This is a genomic window from Candidatus Sulfotelmatobacter sp., from assembly GCA_036500765.1.
GTDB lineage: Bacteria > Acidobacteriota > Terriglobia > Terriglobales > Acidobacteriaceae > Sulfotelmatobacter.
On sequence record DASYBM010000004.1, the window covers coordinates 579,674 to 600,323 of the forward strand.

Below are 20,650 nucleotides of genomic sequence, written 5' to 3' on the forward strand. Positions count from 1 at the left end.
TTGTGATGTTAATCCCGCGGCTGCACCGTCGGCCATTCGATGGCTTTGACGCCACCGTTAGCCGTTCGCTCAAGCGTGGGCGAATACAAACCTAGAAGTTGTCGACGCCACCACATTCCAGTTGCTCGTTTTTCTGCCATGCTGGTGAACCAGTATTGCCAAAGCAGGACTCGAATCTGGTGGGGCGGTTCAGGCGCAAAAGGATTCGCCGCAAAAAGTTCCAGCACATCTTTATCGTTCGCAAGCAACCGCACCTCCGTATTCGCCACGATCGGATATTCGCGCCATGATCCCAGCGAGGCGAACCACAAGTTCCAGTCAAATCGCGGCTGATACGGCGCGTAGATGCGCGGCGGCTGATTCAATTCTTGCGGTTTGTAGCGAAAAGGATAGGCGACCCAATGCTGGCCGTCTGTAGAACCCTGGAATTCGATCTCATATCGGCCGCGCGTCATCACGGCAAACAGCCCGTATTGATTAGCAATCCGGAATGGCTCCAGCGCAATGGCCGGCGCCATCGGAAGCTGTGCCCTCATCAACAACTGAGCCGTGGTCGCATAGAAAATCCATAGCAGCATCACCGCACTCGCGGAGAGCTTCAGAAATCTCCACAGTGGAAGAAAGCGGTTGCGCCAGTTTTCCGATTCTGTCCTTATCGCGTGTGGCGGCTCAGATTCAATCAGCAGACGATTCTTCCAGCGCGCCGGTAACAGTCTCAATAGAAAACGGTCGTCCAACAACAGAAACCCCAGCACGAGAACAAGATAGTTCAAAAACGTGTAGTTCGCGGTCAGGATCACGCCGATCTGCCACGGGGTCACGATGAAAAAGCAAATGATCCGCCATCGGCGCGGCAGGAACAGCATCCACACCAGACCTAGTTCCAAAGCCAGCGTGGCCCCCACCGTTGCCGCATGAAACCAGTGCGGCGAGTGCTCGACGTACCAGCCGATCCAGGTGGGCAGCGGACCGTTTTGGTAGTACTCATCCATGGCAGTGAAATGCCGCCACTGCGGATCTCCACTGAGAAGTTTCACCACACCGGACTGAAAATAAATGCGGAACCACTCCCATTGCAGCAGAAATAGGCTGGCCCGCGAGGCCGGATGCGTTTCGCCCAAGCCCGGACGCCAACCGGGCGGCGCGAAAAAAAGAGAGATGAATCCCGCCTCCAGCAACATGCCATCGGATTGGTAGCCGGAGAAATCCTGCGCCGCGCTGACAAATGACAGAAAACATACGAAACAAATCGCCAGCATTCCGCGCGGCCAAACATTCAGCACCAGCAGTATCGCGGCCACCATGCCCGCCCAGCACAGCGCGTTCAACGCAAATGATCCACTGGACCACCACAGCAGCGTCGGGGCATACCAGAATCGCTGCCAACCGCCGAGTGACTGAGCGATCGCACGAAGATAATCTCGCGCGGGCAGAATTCCGTTCGGCCCGATCAGGCCGCGGATTTGAAAGATGAGCGAAAAAAATGCGGAGAAATAGATACCTCCGAGAGCGCGAAGAAATAGCCACCGCGGGATCAGCCGGTTTGGCGCACCCTGTGGTGCGTCAAAGAGCCAACCGATCCAGGAGGAAGCAGCCCAGCCCATAACGGTCGCAATTATACGAAGAAGGAATTACCGCGGTTTGATGAAACTTTTACCGCTTCCGTCTGCTTCGCGACCGGCAGCGTTATTGTGCCAGCGCTTTGCGCAGATCCTTCATTAGCAACATTAGGCGCAGTTCATGGATGGGCGACGGCTCGAAGCCAAAATGTTCATAGAATCTTCGCGCTGGTTCGTCGATAGCGTGAACCAAAACCGCACGCGCGCCCACGATATCAGCCGCCTGAACGATTCGCGCCAGCGCATCTTTCAGCAGCGCTTTCCCCAGTCCGGTTCCCTGCTCGTCTTTGTCAACGGCAAGCCTGGCCAACAAAATTACAGGAATGGGATGGCGCGCCAGACCTTTTGAGATTCGCGTGGACGCTTCCTCGATCGAGACACTGCCAGCAGAGATCGAATAATATCCGACGACAGAATTACCGCGATGGACGATGTAGGTTCGGGCTGACTCATTTTTTTGGTTAACAAGAGCGAAGCGCTTCAGCCAGTCGTTCAGGGATTGATGGAGTCCGCAATCGAAGCCAGTCAGGTCGTGGGAAGCGGAGATCACCTCGACTTTCGATAACGCTGCCCTTGGATCGGACATCAGCGCTAGTCAAGAACGGTTGGCTCAGCGAACAATCGCTTAAGACGGGGCTTCAGCCGGGCAGGCCGGTCCAAAGCCGCGGTAAATTTCTGCCAGTCTTTGGAACTAAGTTCGAAGTGCCGCGCCTCGGCAATCTCTTGTTCCGCGCGGGCACACGCACTCTCAAGAATAAAGTTTGTGATGTTCACGCCCCGCTGCTCGGCACCGAGGCGAATGAGCTCTGCCTCGCGATCGCTGACTCGAACGTTAAACCTCTCGGTGCGTTTCTTGCGGGCTGCAGTCGAAGGCATGGATCACACTCCAAGTATTTGCCGCGAATTCAAACGTACGTACATTGTACGCCAATAGTGGCGCGCATGGCTACTGCTGTTTCTGCCCCGCCGTAAACACCGTCCACGGCCCCGCCTTCATATCGCGCAGCAGCGGTTTCTGCCAGGAGAACTCGGGATGATGATCCAGGAACTCCACCGCTAAAAAGTCCTCGCCGCAGGGATGCCCTGCCCTGGCTACGAAACTCATCTTCGCCGCCATTGCGCTGTCGGCGGCCTTGCCCTGCACTGCGCCGCCGGGATTATACGGAGCCCAATCCCACTCCTTGACGCCGCGCAAAGAAACGTCCACGTGTCCGCACAAGGCGCGCTCGTCCGCATGCTCTTTCTTTTCGAAGCTGTCGAAGTGGTCCGACAAGAATTGCTCTGCCATGTTGACGTCAACTTTTCCCTTGTACTGCCGCATGAGTTGCTCCCAGCGAACATGCCGCGCATTGGGCGAGGACGAAGCGTCGTTGGGGTCGAAGGTCGTCTCCTCTTTAATCAGCTTGGGATCGCGCGCAAAATTCGAGCTGACAAAATATCCATCTTTCGTGCGCCACAGCGGCGTATTCTTCAAGCCGAGTTCGAGATATGCGATCTCTCCGGTCTTTCGGTCGCCGATGAGCCAATCATTGGCATATCCGCCGTTGTTGCCTTCTTTGATGATGCGGACGTAATCGTCAATGCTGTTGGCGTACTGCAAGGCCTTGCGCGAGCGCATGAATTCCGGCTTGCCGTTCGGATCCCATCCTTCAAACTGCGTGATAGTCGTCTCGGTAATCATCATGCCGGCGGAGTTCACGCCGAAGTCATCGTCGCTGGTAATCACTCCGGGGAAGCCGTCCATCAGAATGCGATTGCCGTGTTCGGGTTGAATGTCGAAGATCACGACCCAGCGCTCGCCCGCCAGATAGCTCGTCCAATTATTGTGTGCGATCACGATCTGATGATCTTTGGTCATGCCGCCGGTGGCGATGAAGGCGCTACAGTTGCCGGGCGCGGCCAGCTTCGGCGATTTCTGAGATTTCTGCTGCTTGTTCGTCGTTTGCTTGTTCAGCCACGGCAAATAGTAATCCGGCACTTCCTCGAACGCGTTCAGCGCCACAATGTCATACACATCGACGTCGACTCCGTGCGCCGTCGCGCCATCGGCAATGCCCTGCAACTCCTGCTGATATTCGAGGTCGATGTGCGGCCAGAGCATCTGGCGCGCCGTCGTGCGGAAGAATTCCCAGTCCCGCTGCGTCTGATGCGTGTCGAAGAGCTTGATCGCCTCCAGGCCGTCGGCAATTTCCGGCGCGAGCAGATAACCATGTTGAAAGCCCATTTCCGTAGGCGAGCCTTCGAGGTGAACGTAAGTCCAGCCGCCTTGTTGGAACCGATAGGCCTTCTGCAAGCGGGCGTCGGACGAGCCTGGACCCGAGCCTGCCGCCGCTGCCGCATAACTCAAAGCCAGCGCGAAGCTGAGCACGCATCCCTTACGTACGAATCTTTTCAGCATGAGTTCCCCTCGAATCGTTCAGTAGAAATCATTCGGCAGACATCGGTCAGTGGAATCGACGGACCATTCTAGCCTGTTCCGGCCGCACTAGATATTTGTGACCTGATCCGGATGCCGGCTCAAGTACCAGCAGGGCAGAAATCCGGCATGCGGAAATAATGAATTCACGCAAGTCTGCGGTCCGGGCGGGTCAAAAATGAAATTCGTCTTGCCATTCTTCTGGAGCACGGCGTAGTAGTGATGCACCGTCACCGACCCGTACGCGCTGCGGCCAGTCGCGACACGGGTTCGAAAGACTGTGTAATCCAGACTATAAACAAGCGCCGCTGTCCCAAGCACAACGACGGCAGCAGCGACGAAAATTCGCCGCAGCCGCGTTCTGAGATTCGGCGCCGGGTTACTCACGCCGCCAGATTATATCGTCTGGCCGCCGGCGCGCCGGTGCGGAACCCGATAGCCCAATTGCATGGAGACATGCCGCGCCGCATCTTTCAGCGCTTCCACAATGCGCGGCATGGTTTGCGTGTTCACCTGATTGGTAGTTCCACTGAGGCCGATACTGGCCTCGATTGCGCCGTGCTGATTGAAGACCGGAGCTCCCACGCACCGGGCTCCCAGATTATTTTCCTCGTCATCCACCGAGTAACCCTGCGTTCGGACTTTCTCCAACTCCTTCAGCAGTCGCGGCAGAGTGGTGATGGTCTTCGGTGTGCGTTTTTCCATCGCGAGCATAGCCACCATCTTCTCCAATTGCTGCTGCGCGATATAAGCTACCAGCGCCTTGCCCACGCTGGTGGCGTGAACCCGCATCCGGCGGCCGACCCAGGTATCCATGCGGATGAATCCCGGGGGCTCTACTTTCTCGATATAGACGGCCTCGGGCCCATCCAGAATCGCCAGATGGCACGTGAGATGGGTCTTCTCGACCAGGTTGCGCATGATCGGCAGCGCCACTTCGCGCACATCGATCCCGCTCAGCGCGCCGCGGCTCAGGCTGAGAATCTTCAGCCCAACGCGGTATTTGCCGCTCGACGAATCTCGATTCAAGTAGCCGCGGGCTTCGAGGGTGCGCAGGATGTAGCTGGCGGAACTCTTAGGAATTTCAAGTTTGCGGCTGATCTCGGCGTTGCTCAGGCCTTCCGGTTCCTGGGCAACCGCCTCGAGCATCGCCAGGGCGCGTTCTACGGCCACGGAAGGCGAATCGTCTTTGTGTGAGGCCGCCAAATCGTTATGGTAGCAAAACCCTTAGACGGACAACAAAATGAATGTATGTTCTACATGTTGAACAACGACCTTGACGCGGGTTACGAGCCGTCATACGATCCGCCAGTATTACGAAGTGATGTTCAGTATTATGAACACACGAAAAGGCGCGCGAACCTCATGACACCCACCGCGATCACCCCGCCCAAGACCGATAACCTGATCAATCCCATCAGCCATACTCCCGTTGGATTCGATCCCCAACACGATCTTCCCGCTGGCTTCTTGGACTTTTTTCTTCCGCTGCACCGCCGGTTTACTCCGCGCCAGCAGGAACTCGCTGTAAAGCGGCTTGAGGCGCTCCAAGAGTCTTTGGAAGGCGAAAAGCCAACCCATCACTTCCCTTCCGACACGGTGCGCAACGGCTGGCGCATCACGCTACCGGAGTGGTGCCGCGACCAGCGCAATCAGATGACCGGCCCCGCCGACGATGCCGAACTCTGCGTCAAGATGCTCAACTCCGGCGCACCCGGCGTGATGCTTGACCTCGAAGATTCCTGCGTGAACGAGTGGTCGCATCACCAAACTGGCATAGCAAACATCACGGCCTGCCTGCGCGGCTCTTTGACTTATTACGACAAGAAGCGCGACCGCACGGTCGGCATCAAGCAAACCGGCACAGTTATCTTCACCCGCCCGCGCGGCTTGCACCTGAACCAGGCCGGAGTAATTCCGGGCGAGCTGGTTTCCGCATCGCTGATCGATGTTGCCCGCATTTTTTATGCAATCGATCCAGCCGAGTTGAAGCATCCGCTATGCATCTACATACCCAAATCCGAGTCGGCCGACGAAGCGCTATGGTGGCGCGATCTCTTTCAAGCGCTGGCGCAATCGCGCGCCCTGCCGCACGATTACATCAAATGCATGGCGCTGGTCGAATCTCATCCTCTGGCCTTTCAAATGGAAGAGTTCGCGTACAACTTGCGCGACCACATCATCGGATTGAACCTGGGCCGCTGGGATTACATGGCCAGCCTGATTCACTTCAATCTGGACGATCCAGACTGGGTTCTGCCCGATCGCAATACGATTCCGCATAACGTCGCATTCTTTCAGAACTTGCGCGAACTCATGCCCGAGATTTGCCATCATCGCGGCATTCTCGCGATCGGCGGCATGACTGCGCTGTATCCCAGCCGCGAAGATGCCGAGTTAAATGCGCGGGCGCTCGCGGTTCTGGAAAAAGACAAGAAGAACGAAGCCGACTGCCTGATGGACGGCGCGTGGACGGGACATCCCGATCAGAACGCCATCGCCGTCGCGCAGTTCCCTTATCCCAATCAACTTCAGGCGCGACCCAGGAACGCCAGCCGCTACCCAGACCTCCGGCCCACGCCGGTCGGAGTCGGCGCCCGCACCGTGAATGGAACACGCGCGGCCGTGCGCACGGTGATTCGCTATCGCCACGGCGTGCTCAGCGGCCGCGGCGCCAGCCTGCTCGACGGATACATGGAAGATCTGGCCACCGACCGCATCTATCGGCTGATGATTGCGCAGCGCGTCTTGCATCGTGATCTCGTTCGCGTGGAAAACGAACAGGGCGAGGCGGTGAAACATACTCCCGAGTTCATCACGCGCTTGTTCGATGAAGAGCTCGTGCGATTGCTGGCAAGCCTTCCGGCCAACGCGAAGCCCGAGGAGGCAGCCCGCTTCCGCCGGGCTCGCGAACTGAGTGAAGCCATGATTGTGAATGGAGAATTTGACCCGGTTTAGATAGGCACCGATTTACATACGCCGCCTCGACGAATTCTTTTCAGGAGAGATGCACATGTCGGTTAAACGAAACGGAAACGGCGCTCAGCCCTCGACCTCAGACCGTATTGAGCATCCGCTAAACCATCAGGAACGCGTCGCGCAATATGCTCTCGCGCAGGCCGCGATAAGCCAGGAGTGGTCCGCTAATCCTCGCTGGAAAGGGGTACACCGCCCTTACACTGCGGCCGACGTGCTGCGCTTGCGCGGTTCGATCCACATTGAGCACACGCTGGCACGAATGGGCGCGGAACGTTTCTGGGATCTCTTGCAGACCGACTCCTACGTCAACGCACTCGGCGCCATGACCGGCAACCAGGCCGTGCAGCAAGTGCAGGCGGGGCTCAAGGCGATTTACGTCAGCGGATGGCAGGTCGCGGCCGACGCCAATAATGCGGGCGCCATGTATCCCGACCAGAGCCTCTATCCCGCCGACAGCGTTCCGAATCTTTGCCGCCGGATCAATAACGCTCTACAACGCGCCGATCAGCTTCATCATGCGGAAGGCAAAGTCGCTCCGGGCCAGACCTGGTTTGCCCCATTGGTGGCCGATGCCGAAGCAGGATTCGGCGGAACTCTCAACGCCTTCGAGTTAATGAAGGGAATGATCGAAGCCGGAGCAGCCTGCGTTCACTTCGAAGATCAGCTTTCCTCGGCCAAAAAATGCGGTCACCTCGGCGGCAAGGTTCTGGTTTCCACCGCCGAAGCCATCCAAAAGCTGGTGGCCGCGCGACTGGCCGCGGATGTGATGGGTGTGCCGTCGCTGATCATGGCTCGTACCGACGCCGACAGCGCTCAATTGTTGACCAGCGATATCGATCCGCGCGATCGCGAATTCTGCACTGATGAGCGCACGCCGGAGGGTTTCTTCCGCATTCGTGGCGGAATTGAGTCAGCCATTGCCCGCGGCCTTGCCTATGCTCCGTACGCCGACCTCATCTGGTGCGAGACCTCGCATCCCGACCTTGAAGAAGCGCGGCGCTTCGCCGAGGCCATTCACGCGCAATTCCCCGGAAAGGCGCTTGCCTACAACTGTTCGCCCAGCTTCAACTGGAGCAAAAACCTCGACGAGGCCACGATCGCGCGCTTTCAACCCGAGTTGGCACGCATGGGATATAAGTTCCAGTTCGTGACCCTGGCGGGTTTCCACGCGCTGAATCTGAGCATGTTCGAACTGGCGCGCGCCTATAAACTCGCCGGCATGGCGGCCTATTCCCGCCTCCAGGAAAAAGAATTTCGCAGCGAGACTCAGTTCGGCTACGAGGCGGTGAAGCACCAACGCTTTGTGGGCACGGGATATTTCGATCAGGTGCAACAGGTAATCAGCGGCGGACTGGCTTCGACGACGGCCTTGACTGGGTCGACCGAGACGGAACAGTTCCTCGAACCAGAAAAGGCCCCGCCGACGCACGCGTCCAATCCTTTGGCCGCGCAACTGCGCCCGAGGCACACCAGCCTGCCACAGTCGCCAACCCCAATTGATCCAGGTCCGGAGGAGATGCTCTTGCCGTCAGGGGACTGAATTCGGCGGACGCCGCCGAGCCTCTGACAGAAAGGCGACCTGCGCCCTCCAAAAGATCCAGAGTCTTGCGAACGCCCGCGCCAGCGAACCGAACCCGCTTTGCTATAATAAAACGCTGCCTGAGACTCTGGTTCTCCTGTGCGGAAGTGGTGGAACTGGCAGACACACCATCTTGAGGGGGTGGCGCCGAAAGGCGTGGGGGTTCAAATCCCCCCTTCCGCACCATGCATTCTCATCTGCAAGTTACTGGCGTTTAGGAATACATAATCATGATCTACATTCACGGTCTAATCATTGCGGTCCACATCCTCGTCTGTTTCTTCATTATCATTGTCGTGCTGCTTCAGAGCGGCACCAGCGGCGACATTTCCGCGGCCTTCGGCGGACAGGGCAGCCAGACGGCATTCGGACCTCGCGGCGCGGCCAGCGCTCTTTCCAAAGCCACAACCTGGTCGGCCGTGGCATTCATGGTCACTTCCATCATATTGTCGGTCTATGCCTCCCGGCGTGGCGGACCGACCTCTGTGCTTTCGGGCCTGAAGTCGCAACCGGTCAAGACGCAACCTGCCCCAACGTCTCCGCCCGCAACGCCACCCACGCAACAGAAGTAGCCCCGGCGTCCTTCGTACGCGCATCGAAGCGGGAACCAACTCGCGATTGGCACCGGCATATATGCTCCGGCATCCCCCTTGCAATCCTTCCCTTCCTACACATTCTCCAGTAATTGTATTTGCCTGACAGAGCATGTAACATCCGAGGATAGACGGTTTATTTTTTGGAGGATCGTATGTCGGATTCTGACGGCAACACTTTTGTATGGTTCCTGGCTGGGCTGGGATTGGGAGCGCTGGCGGGAGTTCTGTATGCCCCGCGTTCAGGCAGCGAGACCCGGGAAGTATTGCGGGCTCGCGCCGAGGAAGGCCGCGATTATGTCCGCGATCGCGCGCGCGAGGCGCGAGAACAGGCGTCGCAGTGGGCTGACCGGGGCCGCGATGTAGTCAACACCCAAAAAGAACAATTCCGCGCCGCCTACGAAGCGGGCCGCCAGGCCTATCACGAGGCCACCACGGAGACCGGCGCCCCCAAGAATTTGTAAGTACGCGTTTGCAGTACAACGCGGTAACCTTCGCAGGGACGTGCGTTGGCGACCTGGGGGAGCACACTCTATGGAAAAACTCACACCTTTGTTCATCTTCCTGACCGGCGCGGCCGTCATGTTGCAAGCCGGCGTCTTGTTCGCCATGTATCTCGCCATGCGCAAGGCCGGCGCGCGTATGGAAGCCCTGATGACCAATGTCGAAACTAAGGTGATGCCCACGGTTGCGCAGGCCGAGGAATTTCTGAACGACATTCGTCCGAAAGTGCAAGTGATCGCCGATAATTTGCAGGAGTCGACCACGTTGCTGCGGGAGCAAGTAGAACGTGTGGATGCGACCATCTCCGACGCCGTGGATCGCGGCCGCCTGCAAATCATTCGTGCCGACGAACTGCTCACCCGCACCATGGATCGCGTGGAGCAAACTACCGATATGGTGCACAGGACTGTAGTCTCGCCTGTGCGCCAGCTTTCCGGCCTCATGCAGGGCATCACCGTTGGTCTTGAATTTCTGTTCGGAGGGCGGGCGCGGCGCAATGGCGGCAGTCGCGGCGAACGGCGTCCTGTACCGCAGGACGAGATGTTTATTTAGATAGACGCGATGTTTATTTAGATAATAGTTATCGGTCGAGTATGGTTCGGGTTGAGTAGGTTTCGCCCAATTCCTTCAATTCTAGGGCATATTGAAAATGGCTCCCTGTCTCACCGTTCGCCGCGGTCGCGGCCTCGCCTGCTCTCTGCTTGCTACGCTCATTTTCCTTTCTAGCTTTTTTTTCGCGCAGGAAAAAACTGTCTGGAGCGATCGGGAGAAACCGATCGTCGAGCAACTGCGCGGCCTGCGAAAGCTCGATGACACCGTGCGTGCCCGCACCACCAAAGAACTCGCGCTCCAGATCCGGCAACTGCCCGCCGTTCCCAACAAACTGCGGCTGGCCGGAGGTCTGGCTAATTTATCAACCGAGGGCGACTTCGGCCGCGAGACGCTACAGGAAGTTACGACCACGCTGGCTTCGGCGTTGCGCGAACAGCCGGCGCCAAGCAAGCCTGGCGAGCCGAATGACCTGTATATAGAGCTGGCTTCGCTGGTGCGTTATGAACACATGCAGGCCACATTGGACAATCCCCAATTTTCCGCGGCCATGTCAAAGTTGCAAGCGAACGACGCCAAACGCCAGAGCGCGGACTTCACGCTTACGGACTTGCAAGGCACGGTCTGGCATTTAAAGGACATGGAAGGCAAAGTCGTGCTGGTAAATTTCTGGGCGACCTGGTGCCCTCCCTGCCGCAAAGAAATGCCCGACCTCGATGCGCTGTACAAGAAGTTCAAAGATCAGGGCTTCGTCGTTCTCGCAATTTCCGACGAGGAGTCTGCCAAGGTCACACCCTTCCTCGGCGAGCATAAAGTGAGTTATCCCATAATGCTCGATCCCGGACGCAAGGTGAACGAAGCGTTCATCGTCGAAGGCATTCCCAAGAGCTTCGTGTATGACCGCTCGGGAAAAATGGTCGCTCAGTCGATCGACATGCGCACTCAAAAGCAGTTTCTGGAAATGTTGGCGCAGGCAGGGCTGCAATAGGCTCTTCATCGCGGAAGGCGTCGCGGCATCATTTCAAATTGAACAGCGCATTCACATGCGCGTTAACAATCACCTTCTGCGGCGTGAATTCCTCGGTCGGAGCAGGCGCACCCGCTGCCATCGCCGCCATGGCGCGCGGGCGCGGCGCTCCGATCCGCTGATTCTCAAACGTGTCCACCGATGCATAGGAAAGTTCTCCCAGAGTACGCCCGCTCGCTTGCGCCAGCGTGTTTGCCGAATTGCGCGCCCGCCGATAGGCATCTTCGATGGCCCTATTTTTGGCCTCATCCATATTTTCCAGAGTGTAATTGAGCGTCTGTGTCTCGCTGACATTAGCCTCGGCCAGTTGCTGCGTAATTGGGCCGACTTTGGAAAAATCTTTCAGCTTGAGCGTCACATCGGTCGTTACGCGATATCCAACGACTTTCTGTTTCGGCTTCCACTCATAGACGGGCTGCACGGAAAGGAATCCTATGTTCGCCGCCTTGGGTTCGATCCCATTGTTGCGCAGCACCTGTCGCACCTGCTCTACATTCTTCGAGGCGCGCTGAAAGGCAGCGGCCGATGTCTCCTCCTGCACCGAGACATTGAATTGAATCTGCGCCGTGTCTGGAGCGGATTCGAACTGGCCGTCGGCGCCCACGTAAACGGTGTTGGCCTGCGCCGTAAGGGCGGGATGCTCCTGGGCAATAGCTATACTCGTAAACAAAAACAATGCAAAGAACCAGCAGGCAATCTTCATAATGATCCTCTCGAGAGAATTATGCCAGACGCAAAGGAAGCCAGATATGATGGAAGAAGCCAGCCACGGAAAAGGAGATGACTCGCGGCTAGCAGCTTCTCTGTCCTACAGGAATCGCTGTATTCAGGCCATTTCCCGGCTCCCATATCGTCGTAACTTTGAGCTTCTAAGATCGAGTTGAATGTCCAATAAAATAACTGAACTGGGGCCTCCGCCGCCGGTTGACGAAAGCAGCTTTCAAACGGACGAGATATTCCGTCATTTGGTGGAGAGCGTGGAGGACTATGCCATCTTCCTGCTCAGCCCGGAAGGCAAAGTAATGACGTGGAATTCCGGCGCAGAGCGGATCAAAGGCTACTCCGCCTCCGAAATCATCGGCCGGAACTTCTCGACATTTTATGCTCAAGAGGCTCGGGAGAGCGGGTGGCCGCAGCGCGAACTGGAAATTGCGGCAGACATTGGACGCTTCGCCGATGAAGGCTGGCGGGTCAGAAAAGACGGCTCCACATTCTGGGCCTCCGTCGTCATTACCGCTCTGCGCAACCGCAACACCGGAGCGCTGCGCGGTTTCTCGAAGGTCACTCGCGACCTGAGTGAACGGCGTGCGCTCGAAGAGCGAACTCAGGAATTGAACAAAGAGCTGCGCAGCCGGATGGCGCAATTGTCGGAATCCCGCACTCAGCTCGAACTTCGCACTCTTGAATTGCAACGGCTATCCGGCCAGTTGGTGCATATTCAGGATGAGGAACGCCGTCGCATCGCCCGGGAGTTGCATGACGATCTAGGACAGATACTGGTAGCCTTGAACCTGAACCTGGCCGGCTCTCCTCAATTTGAGTCCCGCAATGAGGCTGTCGAACTGACCGAAACGGCGCTCGCCAAAGTGCGCACTCTTTCCTACGTTCTGCACCCCCCGCTCCTCGACGAATCCGGCTTGCTGCCGGCTTTGCATTTGTATATCGAAGGTTTCAAGAAAAGAAGCGATCTGCGTATTTCTTTCGACTACAAGCCGAGTCCTTTTCCGCGACTTGATCGTGACCTCGAGACCTCTATCTTCCGGGTGATTCAGGAAGCCATCACGAACATTCATCGCCACGCGCACAGTCCAGACGCTCGCGTCGAGATTCATCAGCAAACCGATCGCGTATTGCTCCGTGTCCGCGATTTTGGCGTGGGTATCCCCGTCGATAGCGCGACCGGAAATCAGATTACCAATACAGGGGTGGGAATCGGCAGCATGAAAGAGCGTATAAAGCAACTCGGCGGCGACATGTCTATCCTCCGCGCCGAGCCTGGAACCATCGTCGAAGCCAGCATTCCCTTGTTTCAGTAATTTTGTTTCAGTAATTTGTCTCGGTAATTTCTTCGGCAAACATATTCGACTCTCCTATGGGCGCCGAAGCTACTCAGGTCCCAGGGCCGGTCCGGCCACGGCCAGCAGATCGACTTGCAGTCCGCCGGAGTGCAATCCTTCGATCGTCGCAGCGGGAACTTTTCCAGTAGCCGGAAGAATGCCGACGGCTCGGTTCTTGCCCTGCGCCTTGGCCTGATGCAGACCGCGATCGGCCAGAGTGAGCACTTCCTCATAGCTAATTGCGCGCGCATCGTCGGGAAACCACGGAAATGCCGCCCATCCCAACGAGCAGGTCCGATACATCGCCTCCGTGGACGCTCCCAAATGAATCGGGCTGTCAGCTACCGCCGAAAGAACGCGCTGCGCCAGCAATTCCGCGTCGGCGCGATCGGTATAGCGGGAAACGATCAGAAATTCTTCACCGCCCCAGCGCACCAGCACATCGGAGTGTCGAATCGAAGAACTGAGCCGTCGCGCCATTTCAACCAGTACTTTATCCCCGACGTCGTGGCCGTAGCGGTCGTTCACTTCTTTGAAATTGTCGGCATCGATCAGATAAAAAACCAGATCGCGGGTATGCGGGTCTCGGCCATCGGCATGAGCACGCAGCGACTGGCTGACATCGCCATCGATGGTCGCCGAGAAAAAACGGCGATTGCGCAGACCGGTCAAGGGATCGGTAAGCGACGCTTCTTGCAGAACCAAATTGGTGCGCTGCAACTCCCGGTTCAGGCGGCGATGCTGAATGAACAGCACAAACGCCATAAGGAACATGGTCGCCAGCGTGACCAGTACCCGGAAACCCGACGCGCTGCGCGGCAGGCGCGGATCAAGCAGAGCATAGACAGCAATCACCGGCAAGGAAAGCACCGCCATCATCGCGAGCGTGCCCATCCATGAACCGTACGAATCCTCAACTGCGCTCTCCGCCCCCGGCATCAGACCCGGTCCCAGCGCACCCACCACGGTAAAGCAGGCAAACGACCCAAAGTATAGGATGTCGTACCAACTGCCGGTGTAATAAACATCCCTCTCAATGGCGTGGTTGATGCAGAAGAACCACACCCCATTGAATACGACCGCACCGCAAAAACAGCCATAAAACCTTTTCCATCGTCCCGAGCTTTCGCGCCAGAAGATCAGCAGGACGCCCGCCAGCAGAATCGCTTCTATCAGCGCCAGCAGGTCGAAGTTACGGTTGTACGAGGTTTCATTCGGGGCAATGTACTGCCAGCAGACTACGAACGAAACATAGAGATAGAGCCACCATAGCGTCAGCAGAAGAAAGTCCAGCACGCCGAGGCGCGCATTGGGTTGTGAGGGCTGTCGATGCGGCCGGAGCAACAGGCCCGCCAGCATGGGCGCGCCCGCCAGAAACAACAGAGCGTCGGCAGCGCACATAGAAGGCAGTTTCGTCTTCAAGACCAGATCGAACACAATCCAGACCATCTGGTCGGCGAACCAGAATCCCCAACCCACCCCCTGAAGCACCCAGAACCAACGCATGCGGCCTGTGCTGGTTGGAACGTGGGAAACAAAGGAGAATAGGGCGCAGAGCATGATGAGCCCGCCGACAATATCACTGACGGCCGCCACCGCCAACCCGCGTGGCAAGACTGCGCACGCAATCGCCAACAGCGCTGTCAGCGACCCGGCAGCCATGACTATGAATTTCGATGGAGTTCGGCCGTTCAACCCTTCCCGCCTTCGCGACCGGATTTACCCTTTGGCCCCAGTGGTGTATGCGGCCCTGTAGGTCTGCCCGTCTATTTCCTTACGCAGGTCTTCCCATATATTGTCCGGCATTTGCAAAAACACTTTCACGATTTCGGGATCAAACTGCCTTCCCGCCCACTTTTCGATTTCGACGCGCGCCGCCTGGAGCGACTGAGCGGGACGGTACGGCCGATCCGATGTAATGGCATCGAGCGTGTCGGCAACCGAGAAAATGCGTGCGCCCAGAGGAATCTGCCCTGCCTTGAGGCCGCGGGGATACCCGGACCCATCGAATCGCTCCTGATGCGAGTACACAATGTCGGCGGCCTCAGCCAGAAACGGAATCTTCTTGACGATCTGGTAGCCGTGGTAGGCGTGCTCCTTCATGATCGTCATTTCTTCCGGCTCGAGTTTTCCCGGCTTGTTGAGGATCCGGTCGGGGATTGCGATCTTCCCGATGTCGTGCAGAAAAGCTCCGCGAGCGATCACCGTGATTTGCTCGCGCGGCAGGCCCAGCGCCTGGGCGATGGCAATCGTGAAGAGCGTGACCCGCCGCGAATGGCCTTCGGTCTCCCGGTCTTTCAAATCCAGTGCGTCGCCCAGAGTTTCCAGGGTGATGTCGTAGGAACGCTCCAGGTTCGACATGGTCGCTTGCAGTTGATCGGTGCGGGCCTTGACCAGCGATTCCAGATTCGTCTGATAGATCCGATTTTCCACCTTGAGCCGGCGATTCTCCAGCGCGCGGCTTACCGTATTCAGCAACTGTTCGCGCTCGAAGGGCTTCAGCAGATAGTCGTATGCCCCGTTCCGAATCGCGGCCAGCGCCACAGAAATATCGTGCACCGCGGTAACCATCACCACCGGCATGTCAGGATACTTTTCCTTGGTGCGCTCCAGCAGTCCAATACCGTCCAGGTCGGCCATCATCAGGTCCGAGAGCATCAACTCAAATTCTTCCCCTGAGGTTAGAACTGCAAGGGCTTCAATGCCCGAAGCCGCTTGTTTCGAGGCATATCCGGCAGTATTCAGCATCGAGGCGACGATTTCCCGTATCGGTTCTTCGTCGTCAACCACAAGGATTCGATCAGGCATGGGGATACGTGAAAGTCTATCGTCAAATTTAGCGATGATTGTAACTTATCGGCGAGATGCCGAAAGTAATCACTCAGGTCCGGAAACACCATCGAAAAATGGCGTCAGCATGGTATTCAAAAGGAAGGAAGACGTACGTCCGCAATGCCGTAACGCAACAAAACGGCAAAGCTAAAGCCAATGAGCGCATCTCTCTGGTCGATCTGGAATTCAGTTGCCGGGCTTGGCCTGGCGCGGCCCACGGCGGCAGAGTTCGCTCTGCTGATCGTGCTGGGCGCCTCGCTGCTCGCGCTGCGTGCTTTTCGCGAGACCTATCTCAAGGTTTGGGTTGTCGGTTGGACGGCCCTGGTGGCATCGCGCCTGGCCCAACATTGCTTCGCCGCCAAGATTCCCCCACCGTTTGATCTCGTGGCGGTACAGGCGACTTTCATGCTCGCCGTGGGATTGCTGGCCGGCGGCGTCCTGCTCTACACCCGCGGCCGTGATCTGCTCCTGCCTTTAACCGTGATCACGCCGATTCTGGTGGGCTTTTCCGGAGCGCGCATCCTTTTGTGGCCCGATTCCCTGCCCTTGCGCATGGCTGTCGAAGTTGGCTACCGGCTTATTCTCCTGACCGCAACCATCGCGCTGCTCCGCGCTCGCCGTGGACGTTGGGAACCCTCCACCTGGCTTCTCGGTCTCGGCCTGCCGTTGCTTCATCTTTCCTGGCCCCCGTTCACCGACAACCTTCCGCAGGCAGCATCCTTGGCAGCGGAGATTGCGCTCGGCATCAGCATGCTCCTGGTCGTGTTTGACGAGTCCCGGGCGCTCAACCGTCGATTGCGCGCCATGCAGTCCATTACAGCAAGCATCGCCGGCGCCCAGCAATATGGCAGCGTCGTCGAATCTGCCGTTGCGGAATTGCAGCGCGTGATGCGCGTTCGCGCCACCTGGTTCCGCTTGCTCGAAGGCGGTCACCTGGTTGCCACCCACGCCGCCGGACTCTCTTCCGATTTCCTGCGGGACGCCGGCTTCGCCGAACTCAACGATGACATTTCGAAGCTGCTAAGCCGCCCCGACCCTCGAGTCACCACCCGCAACACCGGAACTCCCGAGCCCGAGCAATCTCTCGCCAACGAGAAGATTCGCCAACTCGTGATGGTGCCGGTCGTCAGCAACAAAGCGCCTATCGGACTGTTGCTGTTGGGCAACTCCCGCATTCGCTACTGGACGCCCGAAGAACTCGTTTTTCTCCAGGCTGTCGCCAAACAACTGGCGGTTGCCGTCGAAAATTTCCGCCTGCTCGAACAGGTATTGCGCTCGCAGCGCCAGTGGATCAACACTTTCGATTCCATCCACGACATTATCCTCGCCCACGACGCCGACTACCGCATCATCAAGGCCAACCAGGTTCTGCTCGAACACCTCGGCCAGGCCGCGGCGGATGTCGTCGGCAGTTCGTGCGATTCCGCGTTGCCTCATAAGTTTGGCGCCTGGACCGGCTGCCCGTATTGCGCCCTGGGCGGCGACGAAGAATTCGCCGAAGGCGCCGACCCGTGCTTCGGGGGCTTTTCGGTGGTTTCCACTTCTTCCTACACCGAGCAGGGCAGCCCGCAAAAAGGCACCATTCACGTGGTCCGCGATATTACCGATCGCCGTTCCGCGGAAGAAAAATATCGTCTGCTCTTCGAGCAAGTGCAGGAAGGCGTTTACGTTTCGAATCCGGCCGGCCGGATTCTCGACTGCAATGACGCTTTCGTGCACATGCTCGGCTACAGCAATCGCAGCGAGCTGCTCGTTCTGAATCTGAACACGGAAATCTGTGTCGACCCCAAACAGCGCGAGGCCTTCCGCCGCGAAATCGAAACTAACAATTACGTCCGCAACTTCGACGCCACCCTTCGCCGCAAGGATGGAACCTTGCTGCTGGCTGCCGAGAGCAGCTTCGCCACCCGCGATTCCTCCGGTGAAATCGAACGCTACCAGGGATTCATTCTCGATATGACCGAGAAGCGCCGCGCCGAAGATGAGATGCGGCGGCGCAATCGTGAATTGAACGCGCTCAACGCGATGGCCGTGGTCGCAGCGCAGTCTTTCGATCTCGACGAAATTCTGAATCTGACTCTGCGCCAGGTAGTCACTTTGTTTGGCGCAGAGAGCGGAACCGTCTACCTCTCCGATACCGACGCGACAACCTATCGCCGTCGCGCCGCCTGGGGCCCGCGCAGTCGCGACAAAGTGCGCACCGCTGAGATTTGTTTGACCGAAGGTCTTGGAGACCTGGTGATGCGCTCGCGTACTGAGGTAATCACGGCGGAATATCTTCCGCACTTGCCGCCCAAGGTCGCGGAATTCTTGCGCTCCGACGCCGACCGCACCTGGATCTGGGTGCTGTTCTGGGGCAAAGACTCACCCGCGGGCATCATGGGCCTGTGCAGCCAGTTGGGCTACGAATATTCCAGCAACGACGAGAATCTTTTAGTTGCCATCAGCCGCCAGCTCGCCACCACCATCGAGAAAGTCCGGCTGTACGAAGAAACCTGTCGCGCCTACGAAGATCTGCGTAAAACGCAAGAACAACTTCTTCAGAGTGAAAAAATGTCTGCCGTGGGGCAGTTGATCGCCGGCGTCGCCCACGAACTCAACAATCCTTTGACCGCGATTCTCGGCTACGCGCAGCTTCTCGAAACCGAAGGCCTGAACACCCGCGCCCAGGATTACGTCAGCAAACTGTTCAAGCAGGCGCAGCGCACACACCGCGTCGTTCAGAATCTTCTGTCATTCGCGCGCCAGCGCAAACCGCAGCGCGATGAGGTCGATCTCCGCAAAGTCCTCGACGAAACCCTGGCGCTGCGCGACTACGACCTCAAGATCAACAACATCAAAGTCGAGCGCGACCTGCCGGCCGAACCCGCCATGGTGGTCGCCGACCCGCACCAGATCGAGCAAGTATTCCTCAACATCATCAACAATTCGGTCGATGCCATCCTCGAAACCGGCCACAGCGGCAAACTCAAAATTAAAATCTCAATCGCCGGCGGCCACGTCTGCACGCAGTTCACCGACGACGGCGCCGGAATCAAAGATCCCAAGCGCATCTTCGATCCCTTTTACACGACGAAAAGCGTAGGCAAAGGCACCGGCCTGGGCCTCAGCATCTGCTATGGCATCGTGAAAGAACACGGCGGCGATATTACCGCCAACAATGCTCCCGAAGGCGGAGCGCAAATCGAAGTGCGATTGCCCGCGGTGGCTTCAGCCACAATCGAGACCGAAGCGCCCAAGCCCGCGCCGCGCCTGCATGAAGGCGCGATCCACGGCCGCGTGCTGCTGGTGGAGGAAGAAGAAGCCGTGCTCGAATTCGAGCGCGACGTGCTCGCGGGCGCCGGCGCCGACGTTGTGACCGCCCGCACCAGCCAGGACGTAAAGACTCGCCTGCTCTCCGAGCCCTTCGACGCCCTCATCATGAACGGCAAAATGCCCGGCCACTGGAACGCCACAGAATCCCATCAGTGGCTCAAAGAAAATTGCCCCGCGATGCAGGGCCACGTCCTGTTCACCTTCTCCAACACCCCCAGCGACGAGCGCGCCTTCCTCCAGGAAAACAGCGTCCCCTATCTGGTCAAGCCTTTCGAAGTCGCCGAACTGATCTCTCAGTCCCGTCGCCTGCTGCAAAAAGCCTTCGCCGTAACCGCTGGCACGGACTAATAGCCCCCGGCCCTCTATGTGACAGGTTGCCCACTGATTGTTCCGCGGGTCATCCAAAAGAAATCGTAACGGCGGGCAACGTTTGACGCGTGTGCACCATATTCGGTGCAATCTTCGCAATCACTTGAATTGAAGCCCAGTTTGGCGCGCATCGCCATGTTGAAAACAGCGCTACTAAATCCATTTGATTCAGTGACTTAAAATTAATCGTTAAACCGATTTATCTCCCCGCCAGAGAATCGCGAAAGACGCGTGTACACGTGCTCGTCCGGCGACTGCCAGCTTCGTCTACGCGTCCAGGAATCGCCGCGCGAGGCACTTGCCGAACCGACCGGCTCCGTCGATTGCAAGAATTTCAGGCAAACTGTGTGGGGCGGCCCCAGCCCCCTCACACCATGTTGTTAGCTGGGCAAAAGCGTGGTAGAAATACGATCAACGGAGCGTAGTTCGCAATGGCAACTCTCGATTGGTCACAGTGTCCCGCGGTGGAGAGCATCCCCGGCAAAGTGGGCGGAGCCTGGGTATTCAAGGATACCCGGTTGCCCGTCGCCACGGTCATTGAAAATCTTGAGGATTTGAGCGTCGAGGAAGTCATGGAGCAATTCGACGTAACCCGCGAGCAGATTGCGGCGGTTCTCGATTTCGTGGCGCAAAGCCTTGCCATGCCAGCTAATCCAGCATCCCCGGCCGATGCACATCCTCTTTAACCATGCAACGCCTCGCGGCATCGCCCGCAGCCTCTCCGGACACACCGTCAGCACGGCCTATGAGCAAGGTTGGGATCGGTTGACGAACGGCTTGCTCTTAAGTGAGGCGGAGCGGGCGAACTTTG

General features: G+C 57.8%; 18 protein-coding genes and 1 tRNA gene. 10 read left to right on the forward strand and 9 right to left on the reverse strand.

The features are described from left to right. Nucleotides 1-8 precede the first annotated feature (8 nt). From VGM18_05395 to VGM18_05420, 6 genes are all read right to left on the reverse strand, one after another. Nucleotides 9-1,604 (reverse strand): lipase maturation factor family protein, encoded by a 1,596-nt coding sequence (locus VGM18_05395; protein HEY3972417.1) that lies wholly within the window; start codon nucleotides 1,602-1,604, stop codon nucleotides 9-11. Nucleotides 1,605-1,686: 82 nt separating this feature from the next. Next, on the reverse strand, nucleotides 1,687-2,205 hold the full coding sequence (locus VGM18_05400; GenBank protein ID HEY3972418.1) for a GNAT family N-acetyltransferase: 519 nt from the start codon (nucleotides 2,203-2,205) through the stop codon (nucleotides 1,687-1,689). Nucleotides 2,206-2,210: 5 nt separating this feature from the next. Next, entirely contained in the window at nucleotides 2,211-2,495 is a 285-nt protein-coding gene (locus VGM18_05405; protein ID HEY3972419.1) for a DUF1778 domain-containing protein, read from the reverse strand. 70 nt (nucleotides 2,496-2,565) lie between these two features. After that, nucleotides 2,566-4,017, reverse strand: a complete 1,452-nt coding sequence (locus VGM18_05410; protein HEY3972420.1) for a C45 family peptidase — start codon at nucleotides 4,015-4,017, stop codon at nucleotides 2,566-2,568. Nucleotides 4,018-4,104: 87 nt separating this feature from the next. Beyond that, entirely contained in the window at nucleotides 4,105-4,422 is a 318-nt protein-coding gene (locus VGM18_05415) for a hypothetical protein (GenBank protein ID HEY3972421.1), read from the reverse strand. Between the two features lie 9 nt (nucleotides 4,423-4,431). After that, nucleotides 4,432-5,241 carry an IclR family transcriptional regulator gene (locus VGM18_05420; GenBank protein ID HEY3972422.1) on the reverse strand — a complete coding sequence of 270 codons (810 nt, stop codon included), beginning with the start codon at nucleotides 5,239-5,241 and terminating at the stop codon, nucleotides 4,432-4,434. Nucleotides 5,242-5,400: 159 nt separating this feature from the next. Here VGM18_05420 and VGM18_05425 point away from each other — a divergent pair, with 159 nt between their 5' ends. The 7 genes from VGM18_05425 to VGM18_05455 all read left to right on the forward strand — a co-directional run bounded on the left by VGM18_05425 (nucleotide 5,401) and on the right by VGM18_05455 (nucleotide 11,227). Next, nucleotides 5,401-6,993 (forward strand): hypothetical protein, encoded by a 1,593-nt coding sequence (locus VGM18_05425; protein ID HEY3972423.1) that lies wholly within the window; start codon nucleotides 5,401-5,403, stop codon nucleotides 6,991-6,993. 55 nt (nucleotides 6,994-7,048) lie between these two features. Next, nucleotides 7,049-8,554: an isocitrate lyase gene (aceA, locus tag VGM18_05430; GenBank protein ID HEY3972424.1), complete on the forward strand. Its 1,506-nt coding sequence runs from the start codon at nucleotides 7,049-7,051 to the stop codon at nucleotides 8,552-8,554. A 140-nt stretch (nucleotides 8,555-8,694) separates the two neighbouring features. Next, nucleotides 8,695-8,779 (forward strand) — tRNA-Leu (locus VGM18_05435). A 44-nt stretch (nucleotides 8,780-8,823) separates the two neighbouring features. Next, nucleotides 8,824-9,165, forward strand: a complete 342-nt coding sequence (gene secG / locus VGM18_05440; GenBank protein ID HEY3972425.1) for a preprotein translocase subunit SecG — start codon at nucleotides 8,824-8,826, stop codon at nucleotides 9,163-9,165. A 176-nt stretch (nucleotides 9,166-9,341) separates the two neighbouring features. Further along, nucleotides 9,342-9,650 (forward strand): YtxH domain-containing protein, encoded by a 309-nt coding sequence (locus VGM18_05445; GenBank protein ID HEY3972426.1) that lies wholly within the window; start codon nucleotides 9,342-9,344, stop codon nucleotides 9,648-9,650. 70 nt (nucleotides 9,651-9,720) lie between these two features. Beyond that, nucleotides 9,721-10,242: a hypothetical protein gene (locus tag VGM18_05450; GenBank protein HEY3972427.1), complete on the forward strand. Its 522-nt coding sequence runs from the start codon at nucleotides 9,721-9,723 to the stop codon at nucleotides 10,240-10,242. 97 nt (nucleotides 10,243-10,339) lie between these two features. Further along, a complete protein-coding gene (locus VGM18_05455) occupies nucleotides 10,340-11,227 on the forward strand; it encodes a TlpA disulfide reductase family protein (GenBank protein ID HEY3972428.1) in 888 nt (295 codons plus the stop codon). Between the two features lie 28 nt (nucleotides 11,228-11,255). On the opposite strand, the gene VGM18_05460 is transcribed toward VGM18_05455, so the two are convergent. Beyond that, nucleotides 11,256-11,969 (reverse strand): SIMPL domain-containing protein, encoded by a 714-nt coding sequence (locus tag VGM18_05460; GenBank protein ID HEY3972429.1) that lies wholly within the window; start codon nucleotides 11,967-11,969, stop codon nucleotides 11,256-11,258. Between the two features lie 181 nt (nucleotides 11,970-12,150). Here VGM18_05460 and VGM18_05465 point away from each other — a divergent pair, with 181 nt between their 5' ends. Further along, nucleotides 12,151-13,302, forward strand: coding sequence for a PAS domain-containing sensor histidine kinase (locus VGM18_05465; GenBank protein HEY3972430.1), 1,152 nt, complete (start codon nucleotides 12,151-12,153; stop codon nucleotides 13,300-13,302). Nucleotides 13,303-13,371: 69 nt separating this feature from the next. On the opposite strand, the gene VGM18_05470 is transcribed toward VGM18_05465, so the two are convergent. Together VGM18_05470 and VGM18_05475 are read right to left on the reverse strand one after the other, a co-directional pair. Beyond that, nucleotides 13,372-14,985, reverse strand: a complete 1,614-nt coding sequence (locus tag VGM18_05470) for a GGDEF domain-containing protein (GenBank protein ID HEY3972431.1) — start codon at nucleotides 14,983-14,985, stop codon at nucleotides 13,372-13,374. 57 nt (nucleotides 14,986-15,042) lie between these two features. Next, on the reverse strand, nucleotides 15,043-16,131 hold the full coding sequence (locus VGM18_05475) for an HD domain-containing phosphohydrolase (GenBank protein ID HEY3972432.1): 1,089 nt from the start codon (nucleotides 16,129-16,131) through the stop codon (nucleotides 15,043-15,045). Nucleotides 16,132-16,311: 180 nt separating this feature from the next. Here VGM18_05475 and VGM18_05480 point away from each other — a divergent pair, with 180 nt between their 5' ends. Beyond that, entirely contained in the window at nucleotides 16,312-19,818 is a 3,507-nt protein-coding gene (locus VGM18_05480) for an ATP-binding protein (protein HEY3972433.1), read from the forward strand. Nucleotides 19,819-20,270: 452 nt separating this feature from the next. Then, nucleotides 20,271-20,525 carry a DUF433 domain-containing protein gene (locus VGM18_05485; protein HEY3972434.1) on the forward strand — a complete coding sequence of 85 codons (255 nt, stop codon included), beginning with the start codon at nucleotides 20,271-20,273 and terminating at the stop codon, nucleotides 20,523-20,525. The last annotated feature ends 125 nt before the right edge of the window (nucleotides 20,526-20,650 follow it).